Genomic DNA, 12,016 nt, shown 5'->3' on the forward strand with positions numbered 1-12,016 from the left:
TGTACAACGTGGAGCAACGGTATATATGACACGGGAAACTGACAAGGATGTGTCATTACGAGACCGGATGGATATGATTCACGAACTAGAACCAACTATTGCCCTTTCTATCCATTATAATGCGTTACCAGATGATGGTGATGCCATTAATACTGCTGGGATCGGAATGTTTTGGTATCATGCCCAAGCCCACGATTTATCAGTGTTTTTGCATAATTATTTAGTCCAAAAGCTCCGGCGTCCATCCTACGGAGTATTTTGGAATAATCTCGCCCTAACCCGTCCTCACAAAGCTCCTTCGGTGCTGTTGGAATTGGGATTTATGATTCATCCAGTGGAATTTGAATGGATTAGCAATTCCCAAGAACAAAGGCAATTGGCTAATGCGATCGCAGATGGGATTACGGAATGGTTGGCTACTGTGGAGTAATGCACTAGGGAAAATCACGATTACTGAGGGGAAAAACTAATCGTGACCTAAGTTTGTTATACAGAGACGGATCAGTGCTTTGTAATGGTTGAGGCATGGCATCAAACTCTTCCTCTTCGACAGCGAGGTAAGTATCAATCTGATCAGGATTAGCTAAGTAGAAAGCGATCGCTCCGTAAACCTGTTCAAGGGTCAACAGTGGGAAAGATTGGACAATACTTTCCGGTGATAATCCGTTGCGGAAAGTATACACAACCGAGTCGAGAGAAATTCGTGTGCCTGCAATCGATGTAACCATCTAAATACGGGAAGGGGACTCCCGTTATAAACGTTAGTTTTAGCGGGTTTAAAGTTACCGTAAGATAGGGTCGCCTTATTAAAAAAGATTTAACCATGCATCTGCATAGCCCACTGACTCTAAAGGCTCCACAATAAACAGGTTTCGTCTCCGGGGAATTCCCGCAGGTCAATAAATTGTTCGCGTAGCGTGGCCTACGGCCAGCGATAGCGAATCGTTATTAATTAGACGCATACTCATAGCCGTCAGCCTTAAATATTGTTTTTAGATATTTTGGATGAACATCGATCTTTCTCTCAGGAACCATTAGTACAAAACTTGGACGATAACGAATAGCTATCCGACCTGTATACTGCCCGGCATATTTTCCTTTTTTTATGTTAGCTTTGACGATATCTCCTGTCTGAAAACCTTTAAAAAACTTAGCAGAAGGAGCATGAGCTTTTGGGAACCCGTATTTATTGGGTCGGCATCTTTGACGAACACCATGACCTTTAGCTGTTACTGTCAGTGGTTTTATTCCGTTTAGTAAAATTTTCCCAGGGGTAGTTTTACCTACACAAGCAGCATCGATCCAGTGAGCTTTTTCGAGACCCCTAGTCTTACGATTAAACTTAGTCAATCCACCCGAACCTGTCTCGACGGGTAATCCAGTTAATTTTAGTCTTCTCCATAATTCCCAACGGGTTGAGTTGACGGCTGCGGCATCTTTCAAAGGGGTTTTTGCTTTAGTTAATACTTTTTTGAGAATTGTTGGTTTTTTCTTTAAAAATTTCTCAATCGGGTCGTTGCCTTTTCTCTGATTACAACACCGACAAGCAAGAGTTAGATTGCTGACTCGATTACTGCCGCCTTTTGATTTTGGAACAATGTGCTCAACTTCTAAAGGCGTATTAATGGCACCACAGTAGACACAACTGTGTCCCCATTTAACAAGAAGGTACTCTTTAACCTCAAACCCATACAGCTCGCCATATTGATATTCAACTCCTGACACTTCTGGATTTTGCATTTTTTGAGTGTCAAACCGCACTAACTCTTGAGATATTGCAGTCACTGGACACAACTTCCTCAGTCGTCTCACCCAGGTCTCAATATTAAATATTCGACTCATTAGTGACGAAGGCAGCCACCCTTCTGGGCGTCTGCGGTTGAGAAATCGAGGTTTACGGTAACGAGTTTGCCTGCTTCTTCTACCTCGCCTTAAGGCTCTTCTGGACTCCAAAGAATTCTTGATGTTTTGTCCTCGATGGTTAATTTCTAATGCACCTGTCACCCGTCCAGTCTGTTCTTGAATGACAGCTATTCCGGTTGTTTTTGAACCAGGGTCTATTTTGATTCTGTGTGGATGAGTTACAGAATTATCAACACTCCTATCCTGCATGATAATAGTGAATGGATAGCGCTTAAATACTTTAGCCCTTCCTTTCTTGAGTAGTTCTCTAGCTCGTGCCGGGTGACATGGATCCAGAGTTTTTTTATCTTGATCTAAAACGAAAACTCGCATTACTTTGAACACTCCACAACGTGGGTAAAGTTTGCCTTGACAATGTTATAAGAGCTTTTTAGGTTAACAACACTTCCTTAACTCTCTACAGATGTTTAATTGTTAACAACAGAGCTGAAGGCTGGCACGCACCTACAGGTGTTATGACTCAAATAACGTAGACCATTATCAAGTCTTAGTCTGGTCAACTATGAGCTTCTACAAGCTCCCGCTATAGTCCCATAGGACTTAGCGGTGAGTTATTGACTGTCCCGATACTCTACATAGGTTTTAACTTCTATAACTGGCATAAACTTACCTTGAACATATCTATTTAGATCATATAACTGAAACAACTGATACAAAAAACTGAGATCAATACTGAGGCATTCTACTCTTGTCTGCCAATTATTCTGAAACTATCGATATAGCAATCAGAACTCAGATACCGCTAAGTATTTTTACTGACGATTTGGGGCTCCGGCTTCTCTGGATATCCCCTGAAGCGCGTTCGCGTAGCGTGACCTACGGTCAATCGCACAAGCGCGGAAGCTTCGCTTCATCGCGTAGCGTGACCTACGGTCAATCGCGTTCGCGCAGCGTCGGCTTTGCCGAAAGCGGTTCCAAAGGAACATCGCATTTTCTGGTTGCTTTACCGATGTGATAGTTAAGGATAGGTGTGGGTGGGATACAAAGTACCCGCAAGGGTACTGTAAAGTCTCGTAAAATTTGCCATCATAACTAGTAGAAAGCCTATTTACACTAATCCTTGCAGAAAAATCCCAACTCAAGGTGATAAGTAATTAAGGCGTCAAGCTACCCACTCGTAATTAACGTGGGTAATGGGTTCTAACCAATCCCTAATTTCTGGAAATTTATAGGAGTCAAATCATCATGGAAAAACATCAACCAATAGAATTTTCCCTAGAACAGGAGTTCAATCTTAAGGTGTTTGAGACGCAAATTCAAAATCTTGACCTTGAACAAGCAAAGAATCTGCTGTGCGAGCTCTATAGACAGATGTCAATTCGTGAAATTCATTTCAGGAATTTCGTTAAACAAAGTTTAATCGGAGATCCTCCACCTTGGAGTGAGTAAGCTCAGGGAGCAAGGTATGGAAGTAAGCTTATGTGCTACGCACACGCGTGCGCGTTCAGCTATCAGCTATCAGCTATCAGCTTGGCCTTGGTAAGCATTCGTTTAATTTATTGCCCATAGGCGCACGCTACGCTGGGTTGATTTTATGCATGATACCTGAGGGCTGACCGCTGAGGGCTGACCGCTGAGGGCTTAATGCTTACTTTTGCTTAATACGGAAAATTTTCCATTTAAATTCCGATTAGCTTAACCCAATTCTCCGGAATCCACAGCTAAATTACTGAAGAAACAATAAACACACCAGTTAGAGTCAAGGTGGCTGAGACAGCATAACATTATTAAGTGCATCACGTAGGTAGCAAGAAATACATTTAACATGACTGAATTGCTAAATTATCGATGAATTCAGCAACTCAGCAATTCAGAGTAATTTCTCACCTACTTACTGTTCAAATGCTCAGTTAACCAACGCTCTCTAGCTTTAATTCACAATCAAGGAGTATCCCATGGTAAAACAAATGTGCTGGTTATCGAGCTTTGGTAGTAATGAACATAAAATGTTGCACTTGCGGACTTCCCCTTATGAGGCTTGGCGTCCGTACACAGCTTTTCCCCAATATGCTGTCCCAGATTACCCAGTACCTGGCGGTTCTAAAGGCTGGGCAACTTATCAGAAACTAAGACTCTCAGACTGGGTTTTGGTTCCTAGTGACAATGAAACTATCGATTATAAAGCAAGTTAATAATTTAGTAATCAATGAAGAATGTAGAATGAAGAATGTAGAATTAAGAATGTAGAATGTAGAATGTAGAATGTAGAATTCTTAATTCTTAATTCTTAATTCTTAATTCTTCAACAGTTAAACTAATTACTTGACTAGATAAGGACTGGTTAACTTATCTAACTGCTGCACTAACAGGCTAAGGAATAAACCGACATCAGTGACAACACCAACAGATTCTACTGAACCGCGATCGCTTAATTTTGTCACTACGGCGGGGTTAATATCCACACAGACCATCTTCACTCCGGCTGGAGTCATATTGCCCACGCCAATAGAATGAAGCATAGTAGACAGCATCAAGATCATATCTGTCCCTTCCAATAACTTGGCATACTCTTGCTGTGCTTTAATCAAATCCATCTGGGTATCTGGCAGAGGACCATCATCTCGGATCGAACCGGCTAGGACAAATGGTACGTGATTGCGGACGCACTCATACATCACCCCTTTAGTTAATACACCCTGTTCTACCGCTTGGGCAATGCTACCGCAGCGACGGATAGCATTGATGACTTTGAGATGGTGGCGGTGTCCACCATGGACAACTACTCCTCGTTTCATATCCACACCCAAGGAGGTTCCCATCAGGGATTGCTCGATGTCGTGAACTGCGATCGCATTTCCCCCTAACAGCGCCTGAACATACCCTTGTCGAATCAAACGGGATAAATGTTCACTACCGCCAGTGTGAATTACCACAGGTCCTGCTGTCACTACTACTCTGCCCCCTTGGTCTCGGATTTGGCGCAGCTCCCAGGCAATTTGTTCCACTACTAATTCTACCCGGCGCTCACTAGAGACCCCAGATGCCATAAAACTAAATTCTTGCTGATTGCGTTGTTCACGGGATTGAGTTTTGCGCACCGTCCGGATTCCTTCTACTCCCAAGATCACCTGTTCTCCAACTTCCAAATCCCGCACCAGTTTACAACGAGCGATGACACCGTCTGGGGTTTCAGTTACTGCGATCGCACCATCCATGCGTTGATTTTGTACCTTAACCCACTCACAATTAACCCGTACTTCTGTAGGATAAATCGTAGTAACATAAAAGTCATCGGGAGCAACCCCTGCTTGAGTAACAGGTTCCAAGTTAGCATCACACACCTCTTGGGCAGGAGTGACAGCTCCTAGATCAATCAGCTTAGTCATAATCTCTGCCATCACCTCATGATCTGGTGCAGAGACTTTCAGTTCAGCATTAGAGGTGCTTTGCCGCTGTGTTCCTAGGTCGAAGTTAAGTACCTGGAAGCTACCCCCACCTCCTACAATTAAATCCAAGGCACGGCTGATGATACCAGAATCAAGCAAATGACCTTCCAAACGAATAATGCGACTTTCAACCGGTTGATTGCCATGGATTTCACTGCGGACTGGTTCAGTTACCCGTAAGGTTAGGCATTTAGCAGCACCACCAGCTTTCATAAATTCCGTCAAGGGGGTTTCAATCACCTCAAACCCAGCTTGACTGAGCCGATCTTTAAGGCGATCGCTAGCTTTGTTCATCACTACAAGTTGATCAATATTGACCGCATTGCAAGCAAAGTTCACTGCATCAGCTTCTGTGATTGCAATTCGTTTTTCCGGTGGTACCCGCATTTCGATTAAGCGGTTGGAATAGGAATCAAATGCTGGGGGATAGTAGAGTAAATAGCCACCACTCAGGGGACAGAAGCAAGTGTCCAAGTGATAGAAGCGTTGATCCATTAACCGCAGGGACACAACTTCAATATCTAACCATTTAGCAAGGTATGGATGGGAATCAAGTTCTGAGCGGAAGCCATAGCCAGCCCACAGCCAACGCCCTTCCCGGTCTAGCAGAGCATCCCCAGCTCCTTCAAACGGTAAGTCTTGAGGAAGTTCATAGACAGTGTAGCCATTGTCATCAAACCATTGCTTGAAATAAGGTTCTTCCCCCTGGCGCTCTTTGTGGAGGAAGCGGCTAAGCACCACATTCTTGCCCAAGACTAATCCCGCATTGGCTGTAAATACCATATCTGGCCAACCGGATTGAGGAGAAACTAAATCGACTAGGGCATGCTCTTTGATGACATAGTGAAGTTTTTGCCACTGTTCTACAGCGCGATCCCTCGATGACTTGTGAATATTTCCCTCCATCCAGGGATTAATCACATAATCCACATCGTAGTGGTCAGGGGGACACATGAGGAAGCGAATTGATTCTGTCATAGTCGATTTCTGATCTGGTAGATACCTACACGACCACGGTAAGTCAGCAATTAAACCAATGTCACGACAATTTGCCATTGACAGGCGAGTAGGTTAAGTTGGTGGATTAATCTTAGCTATTTTATCCATAAACTTATTATTGTACCATGAAAAAAATAATTATAACTAGACTGAAGGGAATTCTGCTTACCACTAGCATCAGTATTGTGAGCGTGCCAGTCTTGATCTATGGGGGATTGCTGGTCAAGCGTCCGTTTCGCAGCGACAAGCAGGAACAACTGTTCCAAGGCATTGTGTATCAAAGAGATGCTCGCAACTCACCCCGTCCGCTGATGGTACATACTGTTACCATAGACCTAACCGCACCAGGAATTAAACTGTTAGTAACACCAGGAAATAAAGTCGATAAAAATGAATTTACTGCCCGGACTACCTCGAAATTTGTGCGGGAGTTTAAGTTACAATTAGCTATCAATGGTAGTTTCTTTTATCCTTTTCGGCAGTATCCACCGAATTCCTATCCTAAAAGTGGTGATCCGGTCATAGTACAAGGCCAAGTTATCTCTGAGGGCAAATCCTATGCTCCTCCAAAAGCAACTTCCTCAGTGCTTTGTATTTCAAAGTTTATCCGCGCTCAAATTTATCAAAAACGTTGTCCTATAGGCACATCTCAGGGACTAGCCGGTAGAGAAATTTTACTAAAAGAAGGAAAGCCAGCAGTATTGGGAGGTCGTGGCGGTGAGAATTTATTTTCTCCCCGCACTGCTGTCGCTATTGATAAATCAGGCAAAACCTTGTGGTTAATTATTGTTGATGGTCGCCAGAAATTTTACAGCGAAGGAGTTAGCTTGGCTGAGTTGACTAAGATTATTCAAGAATTAGGAGCCGATAGCGCCCTTAATTTGGATGGGGGTGGTTCAAGCACTCTGGTAGTAGCAAATAATACTAAGCTACGGGTGTTAAATTCACCGATTCAGACCCGTATTCCTACGCGCCAACGTCCAGTTGCCAACCATCTGGGAATTTATGCTTTACCATTAGAGAATAGGGAGTAGGGAGTAGGGAGTAGGAAGTTGGGAGTAGGGAGTAGGGAATAGGGAATAGGGAATAGGGAATAGGGAGTAGGGAGTAGGCAAAAAAATATCACTATTAATTGAGGATTGTTATAGCTATTTTATACCAAAATATAGTATAAATCAAACCCATTAATATATAGTTTAAATGCACTCTAGCTTAGAGCATGAAAAAATTAAATATAACTAGAGTAAAGCGAATTCTGCTTACAACTAGCATCAGTATTGTGAGCGTGCCACTTTTGATCTATGGCACATTACTGCTCAAGCGTCCGCTTCCCACCGACAAGCAGCAACAACTTTTCCCAGGCATTGTGTATCAAAGAGATGCTCGCAAATCTCCCCGTACCCTGATGGTACATATTGTTACTATAGACCTAACCGCACCAGGAATTAAACTATTAGTAACACCAGGAAATACCATCAATAAAAACGAATTTGCTGCCCGGACTACCTCGGAATTTGTGCGAGAGTTTAACTTACAATTAGCTATCAACGGTAGTTTCTTTTATCCTTTTCGGGAGTATCCACCGGACTCCTATCCTAAACCTGGTGATCCGGTCAGAGTAGAAGGGCAAGTTATCTCTGAGGGTAAATCCTATGCTCCACCAAAATCAAAAAATTATTCAGTGCTTTGTATTTCAAAGCTTCTCCAGGCTCAAATCTATCAAAACCGTTGTCCTCTAGGGACATCTGAGGGAATAGCCGGTAGAGAAATTTTACTAAAAGAAGGGAAGCCAGCAGTATTGGGAGATAATACAGATGAGAAACTATTGTATCCCCGCACTGCTGTCGCTATTGATAAATCAGGCAAAACTTTGTGGTTAATTATTGTTGATGGTCGCCAGCGCTTTTACAGCGAAGGGGTTACTTTGGCTGAATTGACTACTATTATTCAAGAATTAGGAGCCGATAGCGCCCTCAATTTGGATGGGGGTGGTTCCACCACTCTGGTAGTAGCAAATAACAATAAGCTACGGGTGTTAAATTCACCGATTCAGACCCGTATGCCTACGCGCCAACGGGCAATTGCTAACCATCTGGGCATCTATGCTTTTCCGGTAGACAAATAATGATCAACAACGTTAAACCTTAACCCTTCAACACTTCAACTTTAAACCTTAAACCTTAAACCTTAAACCTTCAACACTTAAACTTTCAACCTTCAACATCAAACCTTCAACCTGAACCCTTCACCATTACTTGACCGTAACAATCATCCCTTCTTTGACTATAAACGCGCCATCAAACACTTCTTTAACTTCCACTGCCAGCTTGTCGAGAAAATCATCACAGTGATTAGGTTCGTGGTGGAAGATAGCCAGTTTCTTAACACCAGCAGCTTTTACCAGCTTCACCCCTTCCTGCCAGGTGGAATGTCCCCAACCTACCTTGGGAGATTTGGGGTTGTGGTATTCTTCATCGGTATACATAGCATCGTATATTAATACATCAGCATCACGGGCTAGATACACCACATTTTGATCAAGGCGGTCAGGAAAATGTTCTGTATCGGTGCAGTAGCACACGGAATGCCCTTGCCAGCTTACGCGATAGCCTATAGCACCATTAGGATGATTCAAAGGAGCAGTTTCTATGGTAATATCGTCTATGGTGACAGTGTTATGACCTAGTTCTAAGTCATAGAACTTCAAATCTGCCTTTACTTTGTTAGTAGGAACTGGAGCATTCAAGTGTAACACCCGCTCCTTGAAGTGTTGCTCCATGCAATCCCCGGGGGGAGGTGCGCCATAAATATGTAAAATGTTCCCTTCCACAAAGGCTGGAATGAAAAATGGCACGCCTTGAATATGATCCCAGTGGTAGTGAGTAAAAAACCAATAAGCTTCAATGGGTAACTGCTGCTTAAGGCTTTTTCCCAACAACCGCAAGCCAGTACCGCCATCAAAAATCAGGCGTAACCCAGCCACTTGCATCTCTACACAAGACGTATTGCCGCCATATTGAATTGTCTCCCGTCCAGGGCTAGGTATACTGCCTCGGACTCCCCAAAATTTAACCGAAAACTCGGAGGAAGTGCTTGTCTTCATTGGTAAGTTAATGCTTCAAAGTACCGCACTGACCCTGATGACGCAACAGGTGATCGCACAATACCAAAGCAACCATTGCTTCTACCATAGGTACGGCCCTGGGTAAGACACAAGGGTCGTGACGTCCTTTAGCAGCTAGAATGGTTTCTTCACCAGTACTGGTGACAGTACGTTGTTCTTTGCGGATGGTAGCAGTGGGTTTAAACGCTACTCTAATAATAATAGTCTCGCCGTTACTAATGCCACCTTGAACCCCACCGGAGCGATTGGTAACCGTGCGCACTGCACCGGTTTCGTCTGTGTAAAATTCATCATTATGCTCACTGCCGGTAAGTACAGTGCCCCCAAAGCCAGAGCCAATCTCAAAACCTTTACTAGCTGGTAGGGACATCACCCCTTTGGCTAAATCGGCTTCTAGCTTATCAAATACTGGCTCTCCCAAGCCTTTGGGTATATGGCGAGCCACACACTCTACTACACCCCCAACGGAATCACCGCTACGTCCAGTTTCTTCAATGAGCTCAATCATCCGTTGAGCACATTCGGAATCAGGGCAACGAACAATATTACTTTCTACCTGGTCTTGAGTGACGGTGTTGGAGTCTACGATACCTTCTAAGGTTTTGATACGCTTGACGTAGCCAATGACTTCTACACCAGTAGCTTGCCGGAGAATTTTTTTTGCGATCGCACCCGCTGCCACTCGCCCGATGGTTTCCCGGGCTGAGGAACGTCCTCCCCCCTGCCAGTTACGAATGCCATACTTAGCATCATAGGTAGCATCAGCATGGGAAGGCCGATACGTTTTTTGCATCTCGCTATAGTCTTGGGGCCTAGTGTCTTTATTGCGCACCATTATCATAATTGGTGTGCCCAGGGTTTTGCCCTGAAATACTCCCGAAACAATTTCACAGGTATCGGTTTCTTTACGAGGAGTAGTAATCTTACTCTGACCCGGACGCCTGCGGTCTAGTTCTACCTGAATTTCTGCCGCAGAAATTTCCAGTCGCGGTGGACAGCCATCAATGACTACCCCAACCCCACCCCCGTGGGATTCTCCAAATGTCGTGATCCGAAACAAATGTCCAAAGGTATTGCCCATAGTTAGTGCTCTATTAGTCCTCTAATGGTAGTACTTACTTAAGCTATCAGCTATCAGCGGTCAGCGATTAGCGCACGCTACTTGAGGTGCTATCAGCGGTCAGCGATTAGCGCACGCTACTTGAGGTGCTTATGGCTTAGGTCCGATGCGTCGAAGACTGTGCCATCCTACTAGATCGGTGTTTTTGAATAAAATAAGCTGACCACTGACCACTGACTACTGACCACTGACGGCTGACGGCACCTCAAGTAGCACCATCTGTAGCGCATATGCTTACGTACTTACTTATCTTATTCCTTAGTAAAACTGTTTGGCGGCTTAAGTCCTGTTGGATTCCCACCTAATAATTTACCTAATGATTTACCTAATGATTTACTTAATAATTTACCTACTAATTAAGATTAGTTAAGTTCAAATTGTTTTGATGATCCTAATTTAAAATCTGTTATATAATTTCCCAATAATCCGATTTTATTGGTTAGGATGCTTATGGCTGTTGGTGCATTTTTAGAATTAAGGATAATTTGCCTAACCGGATGTTTTGCTTGGGGGTTTTCTGCTCCAGTTGTAGCTGAACTTACTCCCGATGGCAGCTTGGGAAATGAAGCGTCAAGGGTAACTCCTAATGTAGAGGTCAAGGGGGCGCTGGCAGATTTAATTGAAGGGGGAGCAACTCGTGGGGAGAATTTGTTCCATAGTTTTGCTGAATTTAATGTAGGAGAACTACAACGAGTTTATTTGGCTAATCCCTCTGGGATTCAGAGGATTTTAACACGGGTAACCGGAAGTAATCTATCCAATATTTTAGGCACTTTGGGAGTAGATGGGCCAGCGAATCTGTTTTTACTCAATCCCAATGGTATTGTGTTTGGAGATCAGGCGAGATTAGATGTAGCTGGTTCCTTTTTCGCCTCTACTGCCAATAGTTTGGTATTTGGTGATGGCCAGGAGTTTAGTGCCACATCACCAGAAGCCCCGCCACTGTTAACCATTAATATCACCCCAGGATTGCAGTATGGCAAATATGACCCGAGGAGCACAATTACAAATGCTGGGAATTTAGCAGTAGGACAAGATTTAACCCTAGCCGCTGGCCATCTGGATTTACAAGGTCAACTGGAAGCTGCTAGGGATTTAACTCTGTTCGCAGAAGATACAGTCACGATTAGGGATAGTGTAGCGCAACCCTTTAGGTTGTCAGCAGGTGGCTTGCTGCTAATTCAGGGCAATCAGTCAATTGATATTGCTGCCCATAACCATGTCCTAAGTGGTTTATTTGCTGGTTCTGATTTACGGTTGCAATCGCATAATCCTATCGCTGGGAATGCTTACTATTCCGCTGGCGGCAGTGTCAGTATCGAACAGTTGGATGGGCTACCGGGAAATTTAGTCAGTCCCCATGATCCGATAATTCTGGCCAATGGGGATGTCAGTTTAGGAAACTATACCGGAGCATCACTCCATATTTTGGCAGGAGGTAGTGTTACCATTGGGGACATCGAA

At 43.8% G+C, this 12,016-nt stretch carries 14 protein-coding genes; 7 read left to right on the plus strand and 7 right to left on the minus strand.

Annotated features, from left to right (window positions below; translation table 11 throughout):
* Window positions 1–430: N-acetylmuramoyl-L-alanine amidase family protein (locus F6K20_RS07865; RefSeq protein WP_287294329.1), on the plus strand; the 430-nt coding region annotated here is incomplete at its 5' end.
* A gap of 4 nt (window positions 431–434) precedes the next feature.
* On the opposite strand, the gene F6K20_RS07870 is transcribed toward F6K20_RS07865, so the two are convergent.
* The 3 genes from F6K20_RS07870 to F6K20_RS07880 all read right to left on the minus strand — a co-directional run bounded on the left by F6K20_RS07870 (window position 435) and on the right by F6K20_RS07880 (window position 2,849).
* On the minus strand, window positions 435–728 hold the full coding sequence (locus F6K20_RS07870; protein WP_008183950.1) for a DUF433 domain-containing protein: 294 nt from the start codon (window positions 726–728) through the stop codon (window positions 435–437).
* A 220-nt stretch (window positions 729–948) separates the two neighbouring features.
* Entirely contained in the window at window positions 949–2,235 is a 1,287-nt protein-coding gene (gene iscB / locus F6K20_RS07875) for an RNA-guided endonuclease IscB (protein ID WP_008183953.1), read from the minus strand.
* A 440-nt stretch (window positions 2,236–2,675) separates the two neighbouring features.
* Window positions 2,676–2,849 carry a hypothetical protein gene (locus tag F6K20_RS07880; RefSeq protein ID WP_154659776.1) on the minus strand — a complete coding sequence of 58 codons (174 nt, stop codon included), beginning with the start codon at window positions 2,847–2,849 and terminating at the stop codon, window positions 2,676–2,678.
* A 259-nt stretch (window positions 2,850–3,108) separates the two neighbouring features.
* On the opposite strand from F6K20_RS07880, the gene F6K20_RS07885 reads away from it, so the two are divergent.
* The 3 genes from F6K20_RS07885 to F6K20_RS07895 all read left to right on the plus strand — a co-directional run bounded on the left by F6K20_RS07885 (window position 3,109) and on the right by F6K20_RS07895 (window position 4,055).
* Window positions 3,109–3,312, plus strand: coding sequence for an NblA/ycf18 family protein (locus F6K20_RS07885; RefSeq protein ID WP_008183956.1), 204 nt, complete (start codon window positions 3,109–3,111; stop codon window positions 3,310–3,312).
* 32 nt (window positions 3,313–3,344) lie between these two features.
* On the plus strand, window positions 3,345–3,479 hold the full coding sequence (locus tag F6K20_RS07890; protein ID WP_287294332.1) for a hypothetical protein: 135 nt from the start codon (window positions 3,345–3,347) through the stop codon (window positions 3,477–3,479).
* Window positions 3,480–3,818: 339 nt separating this feature from the next.
* Complete coding sequence (locus F6K20_RS07895) at window positions 3,819–4,055, plus strand: hypothetical protein (protein ID WP_044493099.1); 237 nt, start codon at window positions 3,819–3,821, stop codon at window positions 4,053–4,055.
* A gap of 126 nt (window positions 4,056–4,181) precedes the next feature.
* On the opposite strand, the gene argZ is transcribed toward F6K20_RS07895, so the two are convergent.
* Window positions 4,182–6,287 carry a bifunctional arginine dihydrolase/ornithine cyclodeaminase gene (gene argZ, locus F6K20_RS07900; RefSeq protein ID WP_044493102.1) on the minus strand — a complete coding sequence of 702 codons (2,106 nt, stop codon included), beginning with the start codon at window positions 6,285–6,287 and terminating at the stop codon, window positions 4,182–4,184.
* Window positions 6,288–6,433: 146 nt separating this feature from the next.
* On the opposite strand from argZ, the gene F6K20_RS07905 reads away from it, so the two are divergent.
* Window positions 6,434–7,342: a phosphodiester glycosidase family protein gene (locus tag F6K20_RS07905; RefSeq protein ID WP_287294335.1), complete on the plus strand. Its 909-nt coding sequence runs from the start codon at window positions 6,434–6,436 to the stop codon at window positions 7,340–7,342.
* On the opposite strand, the gene F6K20_RS07910 is transcribed toward F6K20_RS07905, so the two are convergent.
* Window positions 7,312–7,434 carry a hypothetical protein gene (locus F6K20_RS07910; RefSeq protein ID WP_287294338.1) on the minus strand — a complete coding sequence of 41 codons (123 nt, stop codon included), beginning with the start codon at window positions 7,432–7,434 and terminating at the stop codon, window positions 7,312–7,314. The two genes, F6K20_RS07905 and F6K20_RS07910, sit on opposite strands and share 31 nt — an antisense overlap.
* 93 nt (window positions 7,435–7,527) lie before the next feature.
* Here F6K20_RS07910 and F6K20_RS07915 point away from each other — a divergent pair, with 93 nt between their 5' ends.
* Window positions 7,528–8,433, plus strand: coding sequence for a phosphodiester glycosidase family protein (locus F6K20_RS07915; RefSeq protein ID WP_502708821.1), 906 nt, complete (start codon window positions 7,528–7,530; stop codon window positions 8,431–8,433).
* 126 nt (window positions 8,434–8,559) lie between these two features.
* On the opposite strand, the gene F6K20_RS07920 is transcribed toward F6K20_RS07915, so the two are convergent.
* Together F6K20_RS07920 and aroC are read right to left on the minus strand one after the other, a co-directional pair.
* Window positions 8,560–9,411, minus strand: coding sequence for an MBL fold metallo-hydrolase (locus F6K20_RS07920; protein ID WP_008183967.1), 852 nt, complete (start codon window positions 9,409–9,411; stop codon window positions 8,560–8,562).
* A 7-nt stretch (window positions 9,412–9,418) separates the two neighbouring features.
* Window positions 9,419–10,513, minus strand: a complete 1,095-nt coding sequence (aroC, locus tag F6K20_RS07925; protein ID WP_008183970.1) for a chorismate synthase — start codon at window positions 10,511–10,513, stop codon at window positions 9,419–9,421.
* A 489-nt stretch (window positions 10,514–11,002) separates the two neighbouring features.
* Here aroC and F6K20_RS07930 point away from each other — a divergent pair.
* A partial coding sequence (locus F6K20_RS07930; protein WP_287294341.1) for a filamentous hemagglutinin N-terminal domain-containing protein occupies window positions 11,003–12,016 on the plus strand: 1,014 nt, incomplete at its 3' end.

The sequence above is a fragment of the Moorena sp. SIO2C4 genome (assembly GCF_010672485.1).
Classification (GTDB): domain Bacteria; phylum Cyanobacteriota; class Cyanobacteriia; order Cyanobacteriales; family Coleofasciculaceae; genus Moorena; species Moorena producens.